Annotated in this window: 22 protein-coding genes and 1 tRNA gene; 11 read left to right on the top strand and 12 right to left on the bottom strand. The window is 36.7% G+C overall.

The window, feature by feature from the left end:
* The first annotated feature begins 3 nt into the window (after nucleotides 1–3).
* Both Q0Y84_RS06900 and pepI read left to right on the top strand, forming a co-directional pair.
* Nucleotides 4–657 carry an energy-coupling factor transporter transmembrane protein EcfT gene (locus tag Q0Y84_RS06900; RefSeq protein ID WP_297951993.1) on the top strand — a complete coding sequence of 218 codons (654 nt, stop codon included), beginning with the start codon at nucleotides 4–6 and terminating at the stop codon, nucleotides 655–657.
* A gap of 8 nt (nucleotides 658–665) precedes the next feature.
* Entirely contained in the window at nucleotides 666–1,547 is an 882-nt protein-coding gene (gene pepI / locus Q0Y84_RS06895) for a proline iminopeptidase (protein WP_297951991.1), read from the top strand.
* A gap of 23 nt (nucleotides 1,548–1,570) precedes the next feature.
* On the opposite strand, the gene Q0Y84_RS06890 is transcribed toward pepI, so the two are convergent.
* The 4 genes from Q0Y84_RS06890 to Q0Y84_RS06875 all read right to left on the bottom strand — a co-directional run bounded on the left by Q0Y84_RS06890 (nucleotide 1,571) and on the right by Q0Y84_RS06875 (nucleotide 5,678).
* The gene (locus tag Q0Y84_RS06890) at nucleotides 1,571–2,305 is read right to left on the bottom strand and encodes a C39 family peptidase (RefSeq protein WP_297951988.1); all 735 of its coding nucleotides are present in this window, start codon (nucleotides 2,303–2,305) and stop codon (nucleotides 1,571–1,573) included.
* 8 nt (nucleotides 2,306–2,313) lie between these two features.
* Nucleotides 2,314–3,411, bottom strand: a complete 1,098-nt coding sequence (locus Q0Y84_RS06885) for a DUF5776 domain-containing protein (protein ID WP_297951986.1) — start codon at nucleotides 3,409–3,411, stop codon at nucleotides 2,314–2,316.
* 126 nt (nucleotides 3,412–3,537) lie between these two features.
* The gene (locus tag Q0Y84_RS06880; protein ID WP_297951984.1) at nucleotides 3,538–4,620 is read right to left on the bottom strand and encodes an SLAP domain-containing protein; all 1,083 of its coding nucleotides are present in this window, start codon (nucleotides 4,618–4,620) and stop codon (nucleotides 3,538–3,540) included.
* Nucleotides 4,621–4,700: 80 nt separating this feature from the next.
* Nucleotides 4,701–5,678, bottom strand: a complete 978-nt coding sequence (locus Q0Y84_RS06875) for a class III bacteriocin (RefSeq protein WP_297951982.1) — start codon at nucleotides 5,676–5,678, stop codon at nucleotides 4,701–4,703.
* Nucleotides 5,679–6,169: 491 nt separating this feature from the next.
* Here Q0Y84_RS06875 and Q0Y84_RS06870 point away from each other — a divergent pair, with 491 nt between their 5' ends.
* Entirely contained in the window at nucleotides 6,170–7,540 is a 1,371-nt protein-coding gene (locus Q0Y84_RS06870; RefSeq protein WP_297951980.1) for an IS4 family transposase, read from the top strand.
* Between the two features lie 152 nt (nucleotides 7,541–7,692).
* Here the strand turns inward: Q0Y84_RS06870 and Q0Y84_RS06865 are convergent, their stop codons facing one another.
* The 8 genes from Q0Y84_RS06865 to yycF form a co-directional block, all read right to left on the bottom strand.
* Nucleotides 7,693–8,538 carry a helix-turn-helix domain-containing protein gene (locus Q0Y84_RS06865; protein WP_297951977.1) on the bottom strand — a complete coding sequence of 282 codons (846 nt, stop codon included), beginning with the start codon at nucleotides 8,536–8,538 and terminating at the stop codon, nucleotides 7,693–7,695.
* Nucleotides 8,539–8,669: 131 nt separating this feature from the next.
* Nucleotides 8,670–9,149: a 23S rRNA (pseudouridine(1915)-N(3))-methyltransferase RlmH gene (gene rlmH / locus Q0Y84_RS06860; RefSeq protein WP_297951975.1), complete on the bottom strand. Its 480-nt coding sequence runs from the start codon at nucleotides 9,147–9,149 to the stop codon at nucleotides 8,670–8,672.
* Between the two features lie 518 nt (nucleotides 9,150–9,667).
* Nucleotides 9,668–10,930, bottom strand: coding sequence for a trypsin-like peptidase domain-containing protein (locus Q0Y84_RS06855; protein ID WP_297951973.1), 1,263 nt, complete (start codon nucleotides 10,928–10,930; stop codon nucleotides 9,668–9,670).
* 79 nt (nucleotides 10,931–11,009) lie between these two features.
* Nucleotides 11,010–11,807, bottom strand: coding sequence for an MBL fold metallo-hydrolase (locus Q0Y84_RS06850; protein ID WP_297951971.1), 798 nt, complete (start codon nucleotides 11,805–11,807; stop codon nucleotides 11,010–11,012).
* 12 nt (nucleotides 11,808–11,819) lie between these two features.
* Entirely contained in the window at nucleotides 11,820–12,644 is an 825-nt protein-coding gene (locus tag Q0Y84_RS06845) for a two-component system regulatory protein YycI (RefSeq protein ID WP_297951968.1), read from the bottom strand.
* Nucleotide 12,645: 1 nt separating this feature from the next.
* Nucleotides 12,646–14,007, bottom strand: a complete 1,362-nt coding sequence (locus Q0Y84_RS06840; protein ID WP_297951966.1) for a hypothetical protein — start codon at nucleotides 14,005–14,007, stop codon at nucleotides 12,646–12,648.
* On the bottom strand, nucleotides 13,988–15,841 hold the full coding sequence (gene walK, locus Q0Y84_RS06835) for a cell wall metabolism sensor histidine kinase WalK (RefSeq protein ID WP_297951964.1): 1,854 nt from the start codon (nucleotides 15,839–15,841) through the stop codon (nucleotides 13,988–13,990). Before walK ends, Q0Y84_RS06840 begins: the two co-directional genes overlap by 20 nt.
* A gap of 70 nt (nucleotides 15,842–15,911) precedes the next feature.
* Nucleotides 15,912–16,628, bottom strand: a complete 717-nt coding sequence (yycF, locus tag Q0Y84_RS06830) for a response regulator YycF (RefSeq protein ID WP_005720459.1) — start codon at nucleotides 16,626–16,628, stop codon at nucleotides 15,912–15,914.
* A 135-nt stretch (nucleotides 16,629–16,763) separates the two neighbouring features.
* Between yycF and Q0Y84_RS06825 the strand changes: the two genes are divergently transcribed.
* The 8 genes from Q0Y84_RS06825 to Q0Y84_RS06790 all read left to right on the top strand — a co-directional run bounded on the left by Q0Y84_RS06825 (nucleotide 16,764) and on the right by Q0Y84_RS06790 (nucleotide 22,638).
* A tRNA-Lys gene (locus tag Q0Y84_RS06825) sits at nucleotides 16,764–16,836 on the top strand.
* 164 nt (nucleotides 16,837–17,000) lie between these two features.
* On the top strand, nucleotides 17,001–17,759 hold the full coding sequence (locus Q0Y84_RS06820; protein ID WP_297951951.1) for a 1-acyl-sn-glycerol-3-phosphate acyltransferase: 759 nt from the start codon (nucleotides 17,001–17,003) through the stop codon (nucleotides 17,757–17,759).
* Between the two features lie 132 nt (nucleotides 17,760–17,891).
* Nucleotides 17,892–18,728 carry a glycosyltransferase gene (locus Q0Y84_RS06815; protein WP_297951949.1) on the top strand — a complete coding sequence of 279 codons (837 nt, stop codon included), beginning with the start codon at nucleotides 17,892–17,894 and terminating at the stop codon, nucleotides 18,726–18,728.
* A 36-nt stretch (nucleotides 18,729–18,764) separates the two neighbouring features.
* Nucleotides 18,765–19,721, top strand: coding sequence for a glycosyltransferase family 8 protein (locus Q0Y84_RS06810; protein WP_297951946.1), 957 nt, complete (start codon nucleotides 18,765–18,767; stop codon nucleotides 19,719–19,721).
* A gap of 13 nt (nucleotides 19,722–19,734) precedes the next feature.
* A complete protein-coding gene (locus Q0Y84_RS06805; RefSeq protein ID WP_297951944.1) occupies nucleotides 19,735–20,682 on the top strand; it encodes a glycosyltransferase family 8 protein in 948 nt (315 codons plus the stop codon).
* The gene (locus Q0Y84_RS06800) at nucleotides 20,679–21,548 is read left to right on the top strand and encodes a lysophospholipid acyltransferase family protein (RefSeq protein ID WP_297951909.1); all 870 of its coding nucleotides are present in this window, start codon (nucleotides 20,679–20,681) and stop codon (nucleotides 21,546–21,548) included. The genes Q0Y84_RS06805 and Q0Y84_RS06800 overlap by 4 nt, the downstream gene beginning before the upstream one ends.
* A gap of 92 nt (nucleotides 21,549–21,640) precedes the next feature.
* Nucleotides 21,641–21,862 carry a cytochrome b5 domain-containing protein gene (locus Q0Y84_RS06795; RefSeq protein WP_297951897.1) on the top strand — a complete coding sequence of 74 codons (222 nt, stop codon included), beginning with the start codon at nucleotides 21,641–21,643 and terminating at the stop codon, nucleotides 21,860–21,862.
* A 146-nt stretch (nucleotides 21,863–22,008) separates the two neighbouring features.
* Complete coding sequence (locus Q0Y84_RS06790; protein WP_297951895.1) at nucleotides 22,009–22,638, top strand: LysR family transcriptional regulator; 630 nt, start codon at nucleotides 22,009–22,011, stop codon at nucleotides 22,636–22,638.
* Nucleotides 22,639–22,856 lie beyond the last annotated feature (218 nt).

Below are 22,856 nucleotides of genomic sequence, written 5' to 3'. Positions count from 1 at the left end.
GCCATGAATCCTAGTTTGAAATTTATTTTAGCGTTTATTATTTCCCTGGAAATATCTTTAAAGGCCAGTTTAGTTACTAATTTGTTAGTAATTGCCTTTGCGCTAGTTTATTTAATTATTACTCGAATCAAAATTAAAGAGTTAATTTTGCTCATTGTTCTGCCCTTTATTGCTGCTTTTACAATCTTTGCAACGCTCTTTTGGTTTTCACCAACGTCAGATGCTTATTATGCTTGGAATTTGTCAACGCGTGTCTATGTTTATACCTTGACGATTGCCTGCGTGACGCGCAATAACACCGCTACGGATTTTACCCGCTCATTAGAGCAGAACCTGCACCTGCCCAGCAAATTTGCCTACGGCGTGCTGGCGGCGATCAACATTATTCCGCAGATGAAGATGGCAGTTAAACAGATCCGAACTAACGCGATGATGCGGGGAATTTATCTCAGCTTTTGGTCACCGGTCCTTTATTTCAAAGCGATTCTAGTGGCCTTAAACTCAGCTGATAATCTGGCTCAAGGGATGGAATCGCACGGCTATGTTGAAGGACAGAAACGCTCAACAATTGTCGCTATTCCTTTAACGGCTAAAGATTGGGGCATCTTCTTTACCCTGCTGATTTTGGTTAATATCTCATTATTTTTGTTTAAATAGGTGAAAAAATGAAAATCATCGAAGGAAAAATGCCCTTCATGGGCTATGAAACTTATTACCGCATTGTTGGTCAAAGAAGCGAAAAAACGCCACTCGTCTTGCTCCATGGTGGTCCTGGCTCAAGTCATAATTATTTTGAAGTTTTGGACAAATTAGCTGAAATTGACGATCGCCGGATCATTATGTATGACCAGCTTGGTTGCGGCAAAAGCAGCATCCCCGATGATCATCCTGAACTTTATACTAAAGAAACATGGGCTAAGGAACTTATGGCCTTGCGGGAACACTTGGCTTTGCATAAAATACACCTATTAGGTCAAAGCTGGGGCGGGATGCTGGCGCTGATCTACATGTGCGATTATCATCCAACTGGCATTCAAAGCTTGATCTTGTCTTCTACCTTGTCATCGGCATCCTTATGGAGTAAAGAATTACACCGCCTGATCAAGTATCTGCCAATCGAAGAACAAGCAGCAATTCACCGCGCCGAATTAACTGGCAATTTTACTGATCCTGATTACTCAAGAGCTAACGAACACTTCATGAATCAACATGCAATTGACATGACTAATACCTGGCCTGAATGCGTGATGCGCCCTAAGCGCGGCGGCAAAATTGCTTATGAAACCGCATGGGGACCAAATGAATATACGCCAGAGGGCAACTTGCACGATTATGAATACACGGAAAAACTAGGCAAAATAAAAGTCCCAACTCTAATTACGAGTGGGACTGATGATTTATGTACGCCTTATGTGGCTAAAACGATGCAAGACCAGCTTGCTGGCAGTGAGTGGCAACTATTTGAAGGTTGCGGTCACATGTCTTTTGTAGAAAAAACAGATGAATATGTTGAAATGTTGCGGAAATGGCTTGATCAACATGACTAAAAAGTAAATATATTTACATAAAATTAATAGCTCAACGCCCGATGGGCATCTAAGGCCCAGTGCGTCACAAAAATTTCTTGCTTGATCTTCCGCTTGGTTCCAGTCCAAGGATCGTTATAATAGATCGTTTTGCCATGATAACCAGTCAAGGTAATGGCATGATTAGAGATACCGTCAAACATCCCTACCCAAGCGACCACCAAGTGCGAATTAATCAACTTATCCTTAATTGCGGGCAAGCCACAATTGGTCATATTCTTTGCTCTACCAAGATAGTGCTTCACTACAGGCTTCACCCCATTAGGCGCAACCCAATAGCCGAGCGGATATTTCTTGTAGGGCGAACCGATAAAGCCTTTGTTAGGGTTAGAGCTGCGCGGCATAATCTTGGCTGCCCGCTGTTTAGTTACCTTTTTACCGGCAAAATTAATCATCATGGTCACGGCAGTAATTTCACAGCCAGTTGGCATTTCAGGAAGTTGGCTAATTACCTTAGCGTAGTTCCTAATACCGACAACCTTGCCACTTTTATTAATCCAATAGTATGCCTTTTTAGTCTTAGTATTTTTAAAACATTGCTTACCTGCTTGGTCAAAATAGATATAATGTTTACCCACTTTTTTCAGGCCAGTATACTTAGGAGCCGTTTGATTAGTTGCTGCAGCGTCATCATTATCAGCAGCTTGGACTGTTTGGCTAGTCAACAACAATGAACCTAGGCCCAAGCTTGCCAATAAAACAATTAGATATTTTTTCATCTTTTTCCTTAAATAAATGGTCGCTTAATACCAGCGATTACATTTCTTTGTGAATTAACAATTGGTTGAACCATCACACGTGGTGGCCAGCTTTCAATTACGCGGTTATTGCCTAAGTAAATCGCAACATGCCAAATAGTATGTGTACCTGGTTGGTAATAGAACACTAAGTCGCCACGCTTTCTTTGTGAATATGGAACACGCTTTAAATGCTTGTCGGCCCAAAGATTGCGTGAATTCCATTCGTTACCTGGATGAGCATGACCGATTGAACTAGTTGGAACTGGACTAATTCCACCTGCATAAAGCCCTTGCATTACTAAACCAGAACAATCAACGCCGTAGCTTGGACTAGTTGAACAACCTGCTAACCATGGCTTGCCCATATATTTGTAAGCTTGATTAATCATTGCTTCAATATGTGCCTTGCGCCCTTGCCAAGCATAAGCCTTAAGTGGAGCAACATAGCTATCAATGCTGTACCATGACTTCTTAGAAAAGCCCATTTTTCTCCAAGTTGCCAAGTTAACATTACCAGTTGCTGGCAAATGGTGACTACGCTGGAAGTTCTTAACGGCGTTATAAGTAGCTTGGTTGTAGTAGTTCGTACCCCCCCAAGTTCCCATTCGGTGCATTACTTTCCAAGTTTTAATTCCTTCATAACCACGAGATAAGTTATAGCCGACTTTACCGTATGGCTTAATTTGAGTGTATTGCACTTGGTGATATTGCTTAGGATTTTGATATGCTTTTACTTTCGTCAACAATGACTTTTTAGCAGGAAGATAAAAGCCATCACTAGTTTTCAAAACTGGTACTTGGTCATCTGACTTAATAATTTTGCTAATTAAAAAGTGTGAGCCTGCTTTAGCGTTATGTGCTGATTTAGTTAACGCTGCATCCCGATAAAGAGTAGTTGCATGCTTAACTTTTACCAACTTAGGATTATTAGTCAGATAATCTGCCTTGTTATAAGTTACCTTATCTGTTGTAGCAGAATCAGTTTGACTAGTAGTCGCAGAGGTATCATCAGCTTTAACAGTCGTTGTTGCTGTGCTTACAGTCACTAAAGCTGCAAGAATCGCAGCGGTCCATCGTTTTCTCATTTTACATCCTCCATAAATTAAAAAATCATTTTTATTTTAACCTGATTCTGCACGATTTTCTAGGGCTTAAGGGATGAAAAAACGACAACCGTTATGTTGTCGCTTTCCTAAGATACTATTCAGCTTTTAGTTAAAATTTGATGTTCTTACATATTGCTTGGCTGGTCCACCAATTCTGTAGTAACGTTTGCCGTTCTTGAACTTGTATGAACCACCGTAGGTTGTCACTGTGGAGCCCTTGTACAACTTCCATGCACCTTTATGTGTAGTGCGGCGTGTTGAAGTGCTGTAGATGTAAGCGTTATGCTTTAACTTGCGCTTAGTTCCATCAATATTGGTTGCCTTAATATAAGCATTATTATAATCTGCTCCCAAAGCTAATTGATAGTATTCACTACCGTTAATAGTTACAGTATCAAGTAATACGGAAACAGTACGATATGAATAATACTTAGTTCCTAATGATTTACCATCTTTATTATAAAGTAACGCCGTATGCATCAAAGTCTTATTAACTGGTGCTGCAGGTGTTGGCTTAGTAGTTGGGGCAGTGGTTCCAGTAATATCTGCAGTATGAATATAAATATCTGAATCAGCACTATTTAATCTAGTATATGAAACATTATTTACAGTGACTGTGCCAAAAGTAGCTAGATCAGTATTACTCTTAATAGTTACTGGTGCCTTGGTTACCTTGTTATCCTTAATATTAAAGACATAAAGATTACCACCATCAGGATTTTTAGCATTTGCATATACGGCACCTGAATTCTTAGCACCTACATATAAGTTAAATGAAAGTGTAGTAGTCTTACCAGCAGCATTTGTTGCACTAACTGTAGTAGGATAACGACCTGCGACTTCCCAGTTAAAGCTATCCATGTTAACTTTTACGGCCACTGGAGTGTTATCAGTACTTGAAGCAGTAGCAGTGAAAACTTTTTGAATTGCAGCTACAGTATTACTCATCGCATTCATAGTTCTAACAGGAATATAATTAAATGATGCGTTGGCAGCTACATCATTAATTGATTGATCTTGACTATAAGTCTTGCCATTGTAAGTAATAACTGGATTTGTATCACTTACATTTGTAGTAGTGTTAGTAGCATTTGTTGTACTCTCAGCATACACAGTCGAAGCAACTGCTGGAGCAACTGCCAACAATGCGGCTGCAGCTAAGCTGACTAATTTAATTTGCTTTTTCATGGTTATTTTCTCCTTAAATACTAATAAAAAGTTTCTAGTCAGTATCTAGCCAACTAGAAACTTTTTTATCATCTTATTACTTAAATATTTGAAGTCCAGTTTACTCTATAAATTCTGTTCATAGATGTCAAACCATCTGCATTTCTATGATATGCAACCGTCAAGTATAAATCATTGTCATTGATTAATTGAATACCTTCTAATTCAGTATAATATCCACTTGCATCAAGAATAGTCTGTGAATTAAGATCAACTGTTTCCCATGCATTAGGATCAGTGCTTCCCCAAGGGATTTTTACAATCTTTCTGTTAGAGTTCCCAGCAAATTGACTGGAAATATAAATATAGTTACCTCCATCACTTACATCAAATCCTTGAAGCGATCCAACTGAACCTGTACTTCCCGCAATGCCTGGAATTTCAAATGCCTTAATACAGTTAAGATTTCTAATATCTACTGGACTAGTTCCCGCAGCATTAAGTGCGCTGTTAATATCGTTAAGATAGTACAAAGAGAAGTATCCATTATGGTATACATCACCACTGGCTATCATAAAGTATCGATAATCCGGTGAAACAGCTGCTTCAACTCTAGACATATCATCACCAGAATATCCTATACCATATTTTTGACCTGCTCTATTTAAGTAAGATAAACGTGGTAAATCAGTATTATAGTTAATCTTCCGACCATTTGGAATGTGTACTCTAGCAATCTGCTTTGTCCAGTTATTTTGATTCGGCATTGGTTTAGTACCTACAAACCAATCTCCAGATTGATTTGCATATTCCCAAGTTTGAGTATGTCCACCTGCTGTATACCCATCTTGACCAATCAAACGTAATACCGGATTATTCTTATCGAAGTTAACATTAGTCTGTCTGCTACCACGGAATACATAAATGTTATGTTGTGAATGAAGTAATTGTAAAGCATAAACATATGAAGAACCAACATTACCTTTTTGAACTACTACGTGATAAAGATCATCATCTCCATCAGCATAATCATTCAAATAATATTGTAAATTGACATTTATATTAGTTGCATAAACCACAACTGTATGCCTCCTAATAAAATACTACATTTATGTACTTTGAGTTATATCTCAAAGTATTTAAGGTATACCAAATTTTGTAGCGGAGCATTTATTAAATAGCCATATATGACTATTTAAATATTTTTACTTTTTAAGATACTGTATAGTAAACATCGACCAACAATATTTTGAAATCAGGAGGTTGGGCTATGAAGAAAATCCATATTTTCAAATTTTTACCATTGCTTATTTTAACTGGCTGGTTACCCGTTGTAACTAACCCACTTTTGGCATTATTTAATAAATTATAAAATACATGAAAAGAATTAGTGGGATTGTATCAATGTCCAATGTCATTAAGTTAAGGCATTGACAAATTCAACGCTTTTGGAACCGAATCATTTGGATTCGGTTCTTTTTACAATAAAAATAAAGGTGAGTAGATATAGATTTATCTGCTCACCCTTTTTGTCTTTTATCAGGTCTTTCATAGAAAGGTTGTGTCTCTTATGAAATCCCTTCACTCAAATATTTTAAAGCTGATAGATCAGATTATCAATCAAATCGCTGCTAATATTCATAGTTATACTAATTCGACTAAAGCTTTTTCACGTTGTCGCAAGCTTAACGTAGCGGATCTAATTAAACTAATTCTTAATATGGGAGCTGGTAGTTTAAATACTGAGCTGTTCAAAGCCTTTCCAGATATTAATACTAGAATGACTGCTTCAGCTTTTGAACAACAGAAGGCAAAATTAAAACCTGAATGTTTTAGAGAAATTATGATCAAGCTTAATCAAGCAAAAGTGAATTTAACACTATTAGATAAGCATTACCAAGTCGTTGCTATTGATGGCTCAGATTTTAATCAGCCTTTTAATCCTAAGTCGGAAAATATCTTTAAAGGTAAAGATGGTTGTATCTATTGTCAAATTCATGTAAATGCGTTGTATGATATTTTAAACAAGTTATATTTAGATATTGTTTTTCAACCGCGAATCAAGATGGATGAACGTGAAGCTGCTCTCAAAATGTTAAAGGAGTTAAATAAACAAGGTCAAGATTTTCTGGTTTTAATGGATCGTGGCTATGGTAGTTTTAATTTGATTGAGAATTGCAACCGACTTAACCACTGTCAGTATATTATTCGTGCTAAGGCAAAAAAAGCTTCAGGTGGTGTAATTAAAGAAATAGCCGCTATGCCAAATCAAGAATGTGATATAGACCTTTCTTGTCGGGTAACCTCATCGAACTATTACTATATCACTCACAAAGACTCTGAACAGTTTCTTCATTTGATTATGCATAAAAAACGACATTATAAAGCAGTTCGTTCTAAAAATACTGCAGATCAACGCTGGGATTTCGCAGACTTTTGTAACGTCAAATTCAGAGTTTGTAAGTTTAAAATTAATTCGTCAGGATCAGCTGATGAATGGGAAGTACTAATTACTAACTTAAATCGAAATCAATTTCTATTGCAACGTATGAAAGAAATCTATCATCTTCGTTGGGGCATAGAAAATTCCTTTAGAGAGCTAAAGTACGATTTAAGCGGTGTTCAATTTCATTCTAAAAAGGATCAATTTGTTTATTTGGAATTGTATGCTCATTTTGCCATGTATAATGCCGTCAGCTTGTCGTTAAGTACCTGTTCGAAGCCTAATACTAAACGAAAATACAGCTATCAACTTGATTTTAAAATGGCATGTTATATTTGGCGACAATACTTTAACTCAAACGATTTTTCAGACAAAAATTTCATACAATTTTTATTAAATATGGCATCCTATTTAACACCTATTAGGCCCGGAAGAAAAGATAAACGATATTTAAAGGATAAAATTGTAGTTTGTTTTCCATATCGTTTGGCTGCCTAAGTTAATTAAACGCGCTATCGCTAGATAATTTATTTGTGATACCAAAAAAGGCATTTATCGAATAAAAATATTCGATAAATACCTTAAAAAGCTAAGAACCATTTTGTCAATGCCTTAACTTAATGACATTGATCAATGTCACTAATCCTTTTTTATTTCCCACTTATTAGTTTCTTAAATTGAGAAAAACCTAACTCAAACTCTTCTCTTTTATAATGAAGCCCAATCGCATCAAGCCCTGATAAAAAAATATCCATCTTATACGTACTCTTAGTATCAAGATAATCACAAACCGTCTCAAAATAATTAATCCTTACTTTTTCATCCAAATACTTATCCGATAACTTAAAGGTCTTAAGTTGTTTAAAAACAAAACGAGCTTCATTAAATGCTTTCTTTTTCAGTAAACAAACTGTTGCATTCAATAATGCATTAATTGATAGATACTTAAAGTTATAATTTTTATTCCAAAACGTTAAGTCACTAATTAATGATCTTGAAACAGTATATATATCCTGTGGAGCTAATAACAATTGTGTATTGGCAAACAATAATACATTTTCTTGCGTCCAATCTTCAATTTTAGAAAAATAAGATTTCAATCTCATTAAGTCTTCTTTTTTCATCAGTTTTTTATCAGTGAAATCAAGATAAAAATTGCAAGCAATTGCCGCTTGAAAGAATAATTTCTCATTACTCGGGGCTTCATGATATAATTTCAACAATTTATGAGCTAGTTTGCTCAAAGTATCAATATCATTATCTTTAACCGCTTCATTTACACCATCAGTATAAATATCAAGATTTACTGAATTATTCATTAGCTCTATTGCTTGAATGTGTAACCTATCCAAGAGCTGCATCACCTTATTTACCGACATCTCTCCTTCTCCATTTTCCCAACGGCGAAGGCTAGAAAAAGACGTAATCCCTTTAGCTACTTCATTGATGCTTTTATGCTGGGATTTTCTTAATTCCCTAAATTTTTTACCTAACATGTTAAGGAAGCTCCTCACGAACAAAATAAAATATTTAGCATAATCATATACGTATTCAGAATGAATAAAAATAATAAAATCTTATAAAACTATTAAATTTAACGGAATTTATTCCGAAGTGAGGCTTTTCTTTACTTGTGATACGGACTACCTGAATTAATCATGAACGCCCGATAGATTTGTTCAATCAGCACCACTCTCATCAACTGGTGCGGCATCGTTAACTTACCGAAACTGATCAAATCATCCCCGCGCTTGTTCACTGCATCGCTGGTTCCTAAGCTACCGCCAATGACAAAGGTAATATCTGAATGGCCGTACGTAGCCAAGTCTTGAATCTCTTTGGCGAATTCCTCACTGCTGCGCTGCTTTCCTTTAATTGCAGTCACATACACGTACTCCTTATCTTTAATTTTGCTCAGGATTCGCTGGCCTTCAGTTTCTTTGACGCGCTCGTCTTCAGCTGCACTAAACTTCTCCGGTGCTTTTTCATCAGGCACTTGTACAATCGACACTTTTGCAAAGCGACTTAATCTTTTTTCATACTCTGCAATTGCATCCCTAAAATACTTCTCTTTTAATTTTCCAACACATACAATTTTGATATTCATGCTTCTATTATAGCAAGAGAAGCTAATTTTCCATTCATAATTTTAATCTACCGGCAAAACACTAACATCCCTTCCACACTATTTACCCAAACTTTTCCACAAAACTTCAAAAATCACTTTCAACATTTTGTGGTATTATTTTACTTACGTCCCAGAAATTGTGGTTAACAATTTTTCTGAAATTTCTTTATTCACATTCATTTTATGAAAGCCTTTTTTCACAAACTTTATCTCTTAAAGCTTGTTATACCAGCATGAACGCTCGTTTTCGCAAATAAAACTTACTAAATAAACATAAATTCATCACATTTTTCCACAGGTTGATAAGCTATTTTTTATCAAGTTATACACAATCCACAGAGTTATCCACACTTATCAACAGGTTGGTAATTATTTGACAAAAATTAATTCCGAACAATTCAATGTTACACATTTAAAAAGTTAATAAAAAAGCTATATCTACGTTTAAACCGCGTGATATAGCCTTTTTTCCTTTTAATTAACTTTTATTTTGATTTTTAGTTACCTTCGAGTTTTACCTTTAAGTTAACGTCTCTACCATTTCTGTTTACGGTTACATTAACGGTATCACCGACTTTGTGACTGTATAAAATGCTGTGTAACGATGCCACATCATCGACCTTCTTGCCGTCAACCTTGGTAATGACATCGCCACTCTTCATCCCGGCATTGGCTGCTGAACTATTCTTGTTTACTGAAGCAATGTAAATACCACTCTTCAAAGTAGAATTAATCTTCAAGCGGCTTCTGTAGCCTTCTGGGATACCTTGCAAGGCAATTACTCTTACACCAAGTTGTGGGCGGGTAATCTTACCCTTCTTAACCAATTCATTAACAATCGTAACTACTTCGTTTGATGGAATTGCAAAGCCCATCCCTTCAACAGAAGTACCGTCACTTGATTGAGCCAACTTCATTGAGTTAATCCCGATAACTTGACCAGCTGAGTTAACCAAGGCACCACCTGAGTTACCTGGGTTAATTGCGGCATCAGTTTGGATAACTGTTTGTTGATTACCTGATGAAGTAGAGATAGTTCTAGCTGGGGCTGAGATAATCCCTTGCGTTACTGTAGAAGCATACTCACTACCTAATGGTGAACCAACCGCAATAACTGTTTGACCGGCTTGTAGGCTCTTAGAATCGCCAAATTCGGCTGTTTTAGTTACATACTTAGCATCAATTGAAAGTACAGCTAAGTCAGTTGTACTATCTTTACCAACAACTTTGGCATTAACTGTCTTACCATTAGCTAGCATTACCTGAACCGCATCACTGCCTGAGATAACGTGGTTGTTAGTAACGATGTAGCCTTTGCCATTAGACTTCATGTAGACTACACCTGAACCTTCACTGTAGGTCTCAAGCTTGCCCTTGCTGCTTGATGAACTATCATCACTGTTATCATTACCAAATAAACTATTGTAAAGTGAATTAGCGCTATTAGAACTTGATTGACGTTTTAAGTTAATAACTGAAACAACTGCGCCTTTTACATCATTATAGGCAGTGGTCATTACGCCACTAGTCTTGGCACTCTTTTCTGAAACCTTGCTGCTGCTTGAAGATACACTAGTTTGAGCAGCGCTATTATTAACTGGCGCATTATTCATTTGATCAGCTGCGTAATATGAAACGCCTCCACCGATCAAACCACCAACTACACCGACAATGGCTGCAGTGGCAATAATTTTACCATTAGTATTCTTTTTTCTAGGTTGTTGTGGATTATTATTGTTTTGATTTTGATTTTCTACCATACTTGCTTCTCCCCTCATCTTGTTTATTAATCATACCGACTAAATTTGAATAATATATGAAAAAATGTTGTGAAAACTGCTAAATTTCAACTAACTTTGTTGGCTGATCAGGTTCTGTATCAATAATCTTAACACCGTCATCCAAATTTGCATCCCCTTCAAGCAACATTTCTTTTGCTGTTTCATGCGCCAAATATTCCGTATTATTATGTTGGCTGCGATGCGCCAAAAAGATATGCTTTGTTTTAGGCGTAACTACGTCAACCAAGGCCTGAGCTGCTTCGTCATTAGATAAATGACCTACATCTGACAAAATTCGCTGCTTCAGCGACCAAGAATACGGTCCATCTCTGAGCATCATATTATCATAATTAAATTCCATCATATAGGCATCAGCATCTTCAATCGTCCCCTCAACTTCTTCTGACACATAACCGGTATCAGTCAAAAAGGCGATCCGCTTGCCGCCACTAGTGAATACATAATATTGCGGCTCAGCCGCGTCATGACTTGTGGCAAAGGCAGTAATATCCACATCACCAAAAGTTTTAGTTTGGCCTGGTTCGATTGTATTCATTTGTTCAGCGGGCAATTTGCCTATTTTTTGCGTATCTAATAAATACTGCCAGGTCCCACTATTGGCAAAAGCATCTATCTTAGGATAGCGGCGCATTAATACGCCTAACCCGCCGCTATGATCGGTATGATCATGACTTAAAAAGGCCATATCAATCTCGTTAATATCAACTCCAACTTCGGCTAACAAATCTTTCGTCTTTTTACCAGAAAGGCCAGCATCCATTAGGATTTTATGCTGGCCTGTAACGATTAAACTGGTATTGCCGGTCGAGCCGCTTGCTAAAACGGAAACCTTCAATTTTTGTCCTTTCTACTTTTCTACATTATAGGTACTCGATTGTAACATCTGTGCCGTATATGCATTAACACGCTTCATCGTAATATTTTTAGTTGTCTTGTTTTCTACCCAAACCAGCCAAGTTGGCAATAAAATTGTGCTGCCACGCACTTCGGTTAACTTAGAATAGCCTAATTTTACTTGCGTTACCCGCGAATTATTAGTCAACTCACGATCCGTGTACATCGCCCGCACAGCACGCCAAGCACTGATGGTTGACTGCAATTCTCGCACTGGACTGGCTTGTCCCATATACGTTTCAGTAAAATTAATAATTTGATTGTTCTTTACATTAATATTCAATTGGGCCGAATTGGCATAGATTTCACCATAATCTGAGTTTTGCACAAAAACATAATTGTCTTCACTCGACATATCAGGTTCATACTTGAATTCTTTACCATAAGGAACATTTTTCGGATCATTCTTAAAGTCCTTAATCTGCTGCAAAGCTTCCTTAGACTTTTTACTCAAAAGGACTGCTTGTCTTGGTTCACCATAAAGCACATTATCGCTTTTAGAATAGCGGGCATTTACATTAGTCAGCGAGCTAACTTTGCCAGAAAGGTAGTCACGATTCTTGGTAGCTAAATAATAGCCAGAATCTGGTGCATCTGAAATCTTATCGGGCAAATCAATATTGTCTGACTTCATTTCATTGCGGATGCTAGCCACGCTGTGAGTAGTGGTATCAGCATTGCTTAAATTAACGGGAGAACGGAGAATTTCAATTACAAGATAAATATCAATTAAAAAGAAAACAACGAAAAATAGCCATTCGATTCGTTTATGATCCATTCTATCTTCCCCCTTCGTTAACAGTTAACTGAGCGACCTCACGATAGGTAGATACGTCTTGCTTCTCCCATTCACCTAAGCTCTTCCATTCATCGTAGGCTTTGATGTAATAAGTTGGGATCAAGTTAATCAAACTGTGGTGACTTGAATCCTTTTCTTCAGTAAAGCCAACGATAATTCGTTGAATGTTTTCCTGCTTTAAACCGTGGTTAGCTAAATCATCAACTACATCTTGGGTTGGCCTTAACTGCTTAGTTTGGCCATCAAACGGAATCGGAATTTGGAAGTTTACACTGTTAAAGGCCACATTAATTGAATCTGTTGAGAAAGTCGTCTTAACTTGCAAATCTTGCTTATTCAAGAAGACAGGAATTCCTTCAATATAGTTTAGATAACTAACATTAGCCCCATCCGCATCAAAGAAGCGCAAATCTTGCTCAGTTAAGCCCAATTGATGAACATAATACACACTATCTAACAAGCGGTTAGTCGCATTGGGAATTTTATGTTTTTCATAATGAGTATAAAGATAATTATGCTTACCTGAATTAGAATCAGGCACCCTTAAACGGGTATAGTAATTCAAAGAATATACTGTTTGTCCATTTTTGTTGGTCTTACTAGTAACGCCAGATGTGCCTAATAAGCGCGAAACGAAGTAAGAATATGATTGATGGTTAGTCAAGTAACTATAAACTCTAGCATTCATTGCCTTAGTGTAAAACGGTGAATAGCCTTCCTTTAAACGGACCAATCTGACCGGGTACTTGCTCCGAGCATTACGGGCATATTTACGCAATTTATCAAAGTTTGCACCAGTAATTTTCACTTGATAAATTTCATTAGTTTGATCATTGCCCAAGTAAATCCAATGATTAGATTGTGAAATAAAGAAACGGTTAAACTCGCGGTTGTCATTTGCGGCATTATTCAACTGGTTAAATAAGGAGAAGGTAATTTCATCTGGGTAAACTAGCTGCACATAGTTAGGATTGTTTAAATACTCTTCATATTTAGCTCTAGTATTAACTATTTTCTTAATTTTATTAGTTGCCTTGGTTTTTTTGATTTCCTTGGTAAATTCCAAAGTTAAATTATTTTTGGAATCATATAACTGACACAAGTTGCCGTTGGCAAAACCGTATGACGTAGTTGGAATATATAGATCATATAACGACTTAGAACTATGATTACGTGACTGCTCTTTAGTGACATTATTTTGATTCTGCTGACCAATATTGCTGAAGCGCTGATCACTGGTCATAATAAAAATCCAAAGCACAATCGAGAGGACAATGACGATTAGTGTAGCTAAGCCTAAGAAAAATTCACCGAACTTGAATTTAAACTTCATCCCAATCATCCTCCTCTGTCATTGGTTCATATGGCAAGGAAATATAGAAAGTAGAGCCCTTGCCTTCGTTACTATCAGCCCAAATTCTACCATGGTGGGCTTCCACAATTTCTTTGGCAATGGCCAAGCCTAAGCCGGTACCGCCTTGAGCCCGTGAACGAGCCTTATCGACCCGGTAAAAGCGGTCAAAGATTTTACCCAAATCTTTTCTCGGAATACCCAAACCTTGGTCAGAAATACTCAAAATAACGTGATCTTGATTCTGAGTCATTCTAACTGTAATCACGCCGCCATCAGGTGAATACTTAATCGCATTGTTCATGATGTTATCAATTACCTGCATCATTTTATCGGTATCGATCTCAACCCATAAGGCCTGACTACCTAATTCGCGCTTGATTGTATATTTCTTCTTTTCTTTATTTTTATCTGTTTTAACGATCATATCAAAACGGTTAAGAATATGGTTAACAAAATCATTTAAGTTAACGAATTCTAGATCCATTTTTGAAACGCCACGGTCCATTCTAGACAAACTCAACAAGTCGTTGATCATTCTAATCATCCGGCTAGTTTCTTGTTGGGTAACTTCTAGGAACTTAGGGGCAATCTCTGGGTCTTTCCAAGCTCCTTCATTAAGGGCCTCGATATAAGCTTGCAAACTTGTTAATGGTGTTCTCAATTCGTGTGAGACATTCGAAACGAACTGTCTTTGGGAATCCTCATTCTTTTGTTGTTCGGTTACATCGTGCAAAACGCAAACTGACCCTGACACAAAGCCCGTTACTCGCTTAATCAAAGAGAAGCTAGCATGCAAAATGATTTCGTCTCGCGTACCCGGATCAAGGGTAACGACGATTTCTTTTTGACTAGAAATTAAATCTTGTGACGAAGTATCCTTTAGCCCCAGTACTTCAGCAATTGGTTTATTAATAACCTCATCTTCTTTTTTATTCAAAAAGTTTAGCGCCATATGGTTAACCACGCTGACATTACCATGACGATCAGTTGCTAAAACCCCATCACTCATGTGTGACAGAACGCTATCCAGTCGCCGCCGCTCACTATCAGACTCTTCTTGTGAGCGTTCAATTCGTACGGATAAAGTATTAAATGCCTTAGCCAATTGACCTAGTTCGTCATTGGAATAAATTTTTACCTGACTTGAATAATCACCATCGGCAATATGCAGTGCTTGCTTCTGCATTTCTTCAATCGGCTGCGTAATTGCTCGGGAAATAACCAATGATAAAAACGCCCCTAATAAAGCTGCAATCAATGAAGCAATCAAGAACGTCAATGAAATTTGGCGCAAATTATTAAAGACATCTTGCATGCTGGCTTTAACATAGATGGCACCAACAGTATTGTTAGAACCATTGCCACTAGTCAACGGCGATATTTGAATCATATAATTGCCATGATCATCAACTACTTTATTAACTTGGTGTCCAGTTGAAATAACCTGCTTCACATCAGTATTGTTAATCCGCTGGCCGATCTTGCTTTTATCATTTAAATTAGAAACAGCGCGAATCGTGTCCTTATTATCAACTACAATAATTTCACTAATTGCATCATTATTGTAGTCATTAACAATCTGATTCAAGCGATCATTGGTATTTTTATTATCGCTAGTTAATTGATTAGCTAACTGATTGCTGACGATAGTCTGAATCTGGATTGATGATTGGAAGCTTTCAATGCTATTTTGCTCTAATTGACGGGTAAAATAAGCCCCAATAACTTCAATTGTGGCTAGCAGCATCAACATGAACACAATCGCAATTTTAGTATTAATGGAATTAAATGTACTATTTAATCTTGCTTTAAATTTTTTCATTCTACTCATTCAATATCTAAAAAATATAAAAAAGAAAGCCACTACCATGACAGTTCTGTGGCTTTCTTTTTTATTCTTCACTAGGCTGTTTTACATAATAGCCTACACCACGACGGGTAACCAAAATTTGAGGTTGGATTGGATTATCTTCAATCTTTTCTCTTAAACGGTGCACTGTTACATCGACAGTCCGCACATCACCAAAGTAGTCATAACCCCAAACCGTTTGGAGCAAGTGCTCACGAGTCATAACCTGTCCCATATGTTGTGCTAAATAGTAAAGAAGTTCAAACTCACGGTGAGTAAGTTCGATCTTCTTGCCATTCTTTTCCACAATATAGGCGTCTGGCATAATTACCAAGTTACCGATCTTAATATTCTTATCGGTCTCTTCTTGGCTGGCAGCTTCTGCTTTTTTAACGATGTCCCGACGACGTAAGTTAGCCTTAACCCGGGCAACTAATTCCCGGTTTGAAAAAGGCTTAGTTACATAGTCATCTGCACCCATTTCCAGTCCTAAAACTTTATCAATTTCAGTGTCTTTAGCAGTTACCATGATGATCGGCATATCGTGCGTTTGACGAACTTCACGCGCAACTTCTAGCCCATCCTTTTTTGGTAACATTAAGTCCAGAATCATTAAGTCTGGATCATATTCGTCAACTTTTTTAACAGCTTCTTCGCCATCATAGGCGGTGTCGACATCAAAGCCTTCCTTGGTTAAATTAAATTTAATAATATCAGAAATTGGCTTTTCATCGTCGACGACGAGAATCTTCTTTGGCATCGGGAATGCCTCCTTTGCCCTTACATTATACTGGATTTTGTAACATTAGCCAAAAAAATTTATCTTTTTTTAAAAAAGGCTTGCATTTTACAGCAATTAATAGCATAATAATATCTGTTGATTGATTCAACTAATGGGTGGCTAGCTCAGCTGGCAGAGCAACGGACTCTTAATCCGTGGGTCCAGGGTTCGATCCCCTGGCCACCCATAATATGGAAATTGCACTGCGAGGAGTCGGTGCTTTTTTTGTGCTTAAAATTTTATTACCTAAAACCGCTCTATCAGTTTATCAACTGATAGAGCGGTTTTTGCGTTTATTTTCTAGAATTTTTCATGATAAGATTAACTATAGGTATTTTGAAGGAGAATTTAATGAAGCAAACCTATTATTATCATGAAACTACAGACGATGTAGTCGACAGCCATGACCAAAATTTCAGCTTGCCTGATGACTACATCATTCTGCCTACTTCTCGCGGTGCTAAAATCTGGTCAACCTTCGCTCGTTATCTTGCTAGCGGCTTTGGTTGGCTCGTCTTTCGCCTGTTTGATCGGGTTAAGGTAATCGGCCAAGAAAAGCTAAATCAAATAACGGGTGGCTATTTTATTTACGGCAATCACACTAGACCTATGGGCGACGTTTTTACATCTTTAACAATTTTTCCAGTTAAAAAATTCTATGCTATTGCTAATCAAGCTAACTGGGGCATCCCCTTTATTGGCAAATATCTCGTCCGTTATGGCGGTTTGCCAGTAGGCAAAAACATGCAGCAATCAATCAAATTAATCAAGGCGATCCAGACTGTAATCAATGACAAAAAAGGCGAAGTCTTGATCTATCCTGAAGCACATGTCTGGCCTTACTACACTAAAATTCGACCATTCGATGCAACTAGCATGCACTTCCCTGTTAAACTCAACGCACCTAGTTTTGTGATGACTAAAACGTATCACAAGAAACGCTTTGGCAAGCGCCCTCGTGCCGTAATTTATATCGATGGACCATTTTACCCAGATAAAAATTTAAGCCGTAAAGAAGCACAAAATAAGCTACATGACGAAATCTGGCAAGCAATGAATGATCGAGCAAAACTTAGTGACTACGAATATTGCACCTATATCAAACAATAAGACAAAGAAGCAGTTTGCTTTTTTGCCTTATTTATTTTCCTTCATTCCATCTCTCAACCAAAGAAGATCAAATTTTCCATGGTATCATATAGGATATACGAATTAATATTTTTTATCATTATAGGAGAAAAAATGAACATACTTTTTTGCGGAGACGAAAACGCAGAAGACGGCGTTTTAATTTCTACTCTCTCTTTAATCAAAAATTCTGGTGCTAAAGAGTTGCACCTTTATGTGTTAACGATGGAAGCTCACAGTGATGAGCACAAATATCACCCATTCTCTGAACACGCTGCCAATTATATTCGTGAGCTTTTGATTAAAGCTAATCCTGAAAACACACTACAATTAATTGATTGTACTGATTTATTTATCAAGCAACCACCGACAGTTAACATGAATACTCGTTTTACGCCTTATGCGATGCTGCGGCTATTTGCGGATCAACTACCGCAAATTCCGAATCGCATTCTTTACTTAGATGATGATATTGTCATCCGGAAAGATATTACAGCGTTTTATCAGCAAAATATCAAAGGAATTGAACTCGTTGGTGTTCTAGACTATTGGGGCAGATTTTTCTTTCACAATGTTAAAACTAAGCGTTTATTTGACTATCTAAACTCCGGCGTTTTATTGCTAAACATGAAGAAAATTAAGCAAACTGGCCTTTTTGCCAAAGTGCGCCAGATGATGCAAACTAAGAAAATGTTTTTGCCAGATCAATCAGCTATTAATAAACTAGCTGTAGCCAAACGGGTCGTTCCACGCTGTTATAACGAGCAATACAAATTACAAAAAAATACGCGAATTCAGCACTTTACGACTAGTTTCCGCTTTTGGCCCTATTTCCATACTCAAACAGTTAAGCCTTGGGACGTTAATCGCGTACATAGTGTACTTCATTTACATGAATATGACGATTTACTTAACGAATATCTTAAAATACGCGATAATTTAAAGAAATAATAATTTAATTAGCACATATTATGGAGGATTATATTTATGAAAACAATTCCTGTCTTTTATACAATTAGCGATAACTACACACCATACGCATTCGTCTCAATCCAATCCTTGATTGACCATGCTGATAAAAATAAGGACTATACTGTCACTTTATTAGTTCAAAACATTAGTGACGATCATAAAAAGAGCTTAGAAGGCATGTCAACTGACAATATTCACGTCCATGTTTTCCATATTGATGATGACATGGTTAAGCCAATCCATAAAGGTAAGGAAAATTACCTTCGGGCCCAATTCTTTACTATGTCAATCTTCTACCGTCTCTTTATTCCTGAATTGTTCCCACAATATGATAAAGCAGTTTATCTCGATGCCGACACGATTATTTGTACAGATATCGCCGATTTATATAATACTGAAATTGGCGACAACATGTTTGCTAGCTGCCCTGATCTTTCTATCCGCTACATGCCACTTTTACAAAAATACATTAAAGAATGCCAAGGTATCTTGCCACCTGAAAAGTACATTAACAACGGCGTAATTTTGTTCAACATGAAAGCCTTCAGAGACAAGAAGTTTGTTGATAAATTCTATTACTTAATGAACAAATATCACTTTGACAATGTTGATCCTGACCAAGCTTATATGAATGAAATTTGTGAGGATAAAATTTATCATTTGCCAAAAGAATGGGACGCTATGCCAAACGAAAGCATCCCTGAAATCGAAGATCCTAAGATCGTTCACTACAATCTTTTCTTTAAGCCATGGCATTTCGCTGATGTTCAATATGCCCACTATTTCTGGGACGTTGCCCAAACTACCCCTTACTATGACGAATTGAAGCAACAATTAGCTGATTTTACTGATGAAGACCGTAAAAAGGCTCGTGCTGACCTAGAATGGATGGCTAAAAAAGTTGATATGATCGTTGAGGAACCAAATACTTGGGCTAAAGTTAAACAACACGAATCAGTTAAAATCGACTAAGAAAGGCCACTTTATGACAATTCCTATTTTTTACAGTATTAGCGATGATTTTACTAAGTATGCAGCCGTTTCACTCCATTCTTTAGTTAAACATGCTAATCCTGCCACAGATTATACAGTTTATTTTTTAAATCAAGATTTATCAACTGCCCATCAAAAGGACTTAACTGCTTTGGGTAGTTCTAATGTTCACGTGAATTTTTTCCATATTGATGATGACCTGGTAAAACCAATTCAAAATCGTAAAGAAAACTTCCTGCGTGCTGATTTTTTCACGATGTCAATCTTTTATCGTCTGTTTATTCCAGATCTTTTCCCCGAGTATGATAAGGCTATCTACATTGATAGTGACACAATTGTTAATGATGACATCGCTAAACTTTACGAAACTGATTTAGGCAATAACCTATTTGGTGCCTGCACCGACTCTTCAATTCAATATGTTGCCAAAATGGTTAAATATATCAAAGATGTTTTAGCACTCGATCCTAAAAAGTATATTAATTCCGGAATGTTAGTAATGAATACCAAAGCATTTCGCGAAGAACATTTTATCGACCACTTTATGGGACTCTTAGAAAAATATCACTTTGACTGTATTGCGCCAGACCAAGACTATTTAAATGAAATTGGTGAAGGCAGGATCTTACATTTAGACCCTCGCTGGGACGCTATGCCAAATGAAAATACTAAGCCCTTGGCTAGCCCAGGTTTAATTCACTATAACCTCTTCTTTAAACCTTGGCACTTTGCGGACGTTCAATACGCTGCTTATTTCTGGGATAGTGCAAAAGAAACTCCATTTTATGATGAATTAAAGAAAGAGCTCAATAATTACACTGATGCCGAACGGTCAGCAGATCGAGAAAAGCTAGATCATATGCTTGCCAAGGAAGATAAAACCGAACAAGATTCGAACAATTGGGCTAGAGTTAAAGAACGCGAGGCAGTAACATTATGATTTTTGGCGATAATCGTGAAGCAGTAATTAAAAATATTAAAAAAGCTGCTAATGACCGAGACTTTACAGCGAAAGTTGAAATCGGCGACCCACAAATGACTTTAAATCAGCGTCTTAAGTTGGTTGATGATTATTGGAATAGACGTAATACTTTTTCAAGTAAGTTCAATAATCGGGTGGGTCACATCTTATTTAATGCTTTTGCTAAAACTTTAGCTGGTTCAACTGAATTTGTAGGCTTAGAGAACTTAAATAATTTACCCATCGGTGGTGCAATTTTAACATCCAATCACTACAATCAACTTGACTCCTTGCCGATGAAGTTACTGGCCAATAAAATGCATCATCAGTTATCAATCGTAATCGAAGACACTAATTTAATGTTGCCGGGATTTTTCCGCTATTTAATGAATTATGTTGGTACAATTCCTTTAGTCCAAAGTCCTAGTTATATTGGGAATGAATTTCCTAAGCATCTTAGCGCTGCTTTAGCCCAAAATAATTGGGTACTAATCTATCCTGAACAGGAAATGTGGTGGAATTACCGTAAACCTCGCAAATTACAGCGTGGTGCCTACTATTTCGCGGCTAAACAAAACGTTCCTGTAATCTCTACTTTTGTCGAAATTAAAGATTTGCCGAAAATTGAGAAAAAAGATCCTAACTTCTATGAAACCAAATACATTGTTCATGTTTTACCACCAATTTTTCCTGACGTTTCCTTGAGCGCAAATGAAAATGCGCATAAAATGATGGAAATCGATTATCAACAAAAAGTTGCTGCCTACGAAAAAATTTACGGCAAAAAGCTAAATTACGACTTTTTAGACTGGGATATTGCTGGTTGGCGTGGTCATCTTTCATAAGAAATACATAAGAAGCTCTTTAATTAGCCATCATGTGATGACACTGTGTTACTATTAAGATATCAAGTCTATATTAGAAAGGAGCTTCTTATATGAAAATATTTACGAAAGAAACTCTGTCAAATTATAACGGTAAAAACGGTCGTCCAGCTTACATTGCATTCAATGGCACTGTTTATGATGTAACCAACAACTCTCGCTGGCCTAATGGCAATAATAATGGTCTTCATGCTGGTTACGACCTTAGTCCAACTTTAGCCAACTTCCTATCAAAGGAATTGATTCCTATTAATAAAGTTGGTCTTTATAACTAAAATTGATTTTAAAATTTTGATCAAAATGAATCCGCAAAAATGAGCTTAACCGCTCATTTTTTGTTTATGCCTAAACATTGTCCCACTCAACAAAAAGAATATAATAATATTTAGATAAGCATATTACTATAGAAAAGGGTGCAAGGATGAATTTAAATCAACTTTATTATTTTAATGAATTGGCTAAGCAACATCAATTTTCTAAAGCTGCAAAGCATCTTCATATTTCTCAGCCTAGCTTATCTAACTCAATTAAAAACTTAGAAAAAGAGTTAGACTGTGCTCTTATTAAAAAAGCTAACGGTCGAATCGAATTAACTGAATACGGACAATTATTTTCTAAAACAGCTAATTCAGTTATTAATCTTCTAGAAAATACTAAACGTGATATTAATAAAATAAAACGTAATAAATCGAATACGATTGAATTAGGCTGTATTCCTTCAGCAATACCAGCTTTTTTGCCACATATTCTATCAGCTTTTAACAAAAGCAAACAAGAAAAAATTAATTATATATATCATAAAAGTATTTCGGAAGAAATCTGTGATAAAGTACGTGATGGACAATATGATCTAGGGATTTGCTCTAAAATTAAAGGCTATCCTAATTTAGTATTCATTCCAGTGTATGCAGAAGATACAATAATCACCGCAGAAACTCAATTTTCCAAAAGTACTCGTACAATCTACCTAGTATATAATCCTAAAAATGTACTTTCAAAATTAACAAATGAATTAATCAATTTCATAAAGAAAACAAGGGGTAAATTTTAATAGTTACGCTCTCGTTTTTTTATGCTCTTAATTAAGCAATAATAGCCACATCTTTGCTTTTTAATTTCATAATGCTATATTCCATACTATCTTGCCAAAATGGAATATAGGCCGAATATAAGCCATCATATCAAAAGGAAAGCACAAAAAAAGGAAGCCTTCCGCTTCCTTCTCATTCTTACTCCGGCTGTCAGACTCGAACTGACGACATCTTGATT

The organism is uncultured Lactobacillus sp., from assembly GCF_947367125.1.
Classification (GTDB): domain Bacteria; phylum Bacillota; class Bacilli; order Lactobacillales; family Lactobacillaceae; genus Lactobacillus.
This window is presented reverse-complemented; position numbering and strand designations above follow the sequence as displayed.

What these genes read in the sequence shown, in the direction of transcription:
- walK (WP_297951964.1), bottom strand. Translation starts at nt 15,841, where the DNA reads ATGAAAAAATTTAAAGCAAGATTAAATAGTACATTTAATTCCATTAAT.
- Q0Y84_RS06885 (WP_297951986.1), bottom strand. Translation starts at nt 3,411, where the DNA reads ATGAGAAAACGATGGACCGCTGCGATTCTTGCAGCTTTAGTGACTGTA.
- Q0Y84_RS06845 (WP_297951968.1), bottom strand. Translation starts at nt 12,644, where the DNA reads ATGGATCATAAACGAATCGAATGGCTATTTTTCGTTGTTTTCTTTTTA.
- Q0Y84_RS06815 (WP_297951949.1), top strand. Translation starts at nt 17,892, where the DNA reads ATGAACATACTTTTTTGCGGAGACGAAAACGCAGAAGACGGCGTTTTA.
- Q0Y84_RS06840 (WP_297951966.1), bottom strand. Translation starts at nt 14,007, where the DNA reads ATGATTGGGATGAAGTTTAAATTCAAGTTCGGTGAATTTTTCTTAGGC.
- Q0Y84_RS06870 (WP_297951980.1), top strand. Translation starts at nt 6,170, where the DNA reads ATGAAATCCCTTCACTCAAATATTTTAAAGCTGATAGATCAGATTATC.
- Q0Y84_RS06865 (WP_297951977.1), bottom strand. Translation starts at nt 8,538, where the DNA reads ATGTTAGGTAAAAAATTTAGGGAATTAAGAAAATCCCAGCATAAAAGC.
- rlmH (WP_297951975.1), bottom strand. Translation starts at nt 9,149, where the DNA reads ATGAATATCAAAATTGTATGTGTTGGAAAATTAAAAGAGAAGTATTTT.
- Q0Y84_RS06795 (WP_297951897.1), top strand. Translation starts at nt 21,641, where the DNA reads ATGAAAATATTTACGAAAGAAACTCTGTCAAATTATAACGGTAAAAAC.
- Q0Y84_RS06855 (WP_297951973.1), bottom strand. Translation starts at nt 10,930, where the DNA reads ATGGTAGAAAATCAAAATCAAAACAATAATAATCCACAACAACCTAGA.
- Q0Y84_RS06790 (WP_297951895.1), top strand. Translation starts at nt 22,009, where the DNA reads ATGAATTTAAATCAACTTTATTATTTTAATGAATTGGCTAAGCAACAT.
- Q0Y84_RS06820 (WP_297951951.1), top strand. Translation starts at nt 17,001, where the DNA reads ATGAAGCAAACCTATTATTATCATGAAACTACAGACGATGTAGTCGAC.
- pepI (WP_297951991.1), top strand. Translation starts at nt 666, where the DNA reads ATGAAAATCATCGAAGGAAAAATGCCCTTCATGGGCTATGAAACTTAT.
- yycF (WP_005720459.1), bottom strand. Translation starts at nt 16,628, where the DNA reads ATGCCAAAGAAGATTCTCGTCGTCGACGATGAAAAGCCAATTTCTGAT.
- Q0Y84_RS06810 (WP_297951946.1), top strand. Translation starts at nt 18,765, where the DNA reads ATGAAAACAATTCCTGTCTTTTATACAATTAGCGATAACTACACACCA.
- Q0Y84_RS06900 (WP_297951993.1), top strand. Translation starts at nt 4, where the DNA reads ATGAATCCTAGTTTGAAATTTATTTTAGCGTTTATTATTTCCCTGGAA.
- Q0Y84_RS06880 (WP_297951984.1), bottom strand. Translation starts at nt 4,620, where the DNA reads ATGAAAAAGCAAATTAAATTAGTCAGCTTAGCTGCAGCCGCATTGTTG.
- Q0Y84_RS06890 (WP_297951988.1), bottom strand. Translation starts at nt 2,305, where the DNA reads ATGAAAAAATATCTAATTGTTTTATTGGCAAGCTTGGGCCTAGGTTCA.
- Q0Y84_RS06800 (WP_297951909.1), top strand. Translation starts at nt 20,679, where the DNA reads ATGATTTTTGGCGATAATCGTGAAGCAGTAATTAAAAATATTAAAAAA.
- Q0Y84_RS06805 (WP_297951944.1), top strand. Translation starts at nt 19,735, where the DNA reads ATGACAATTCCTATTTTTTACAGTATTAGCGATGATTTTACTAAGTAT.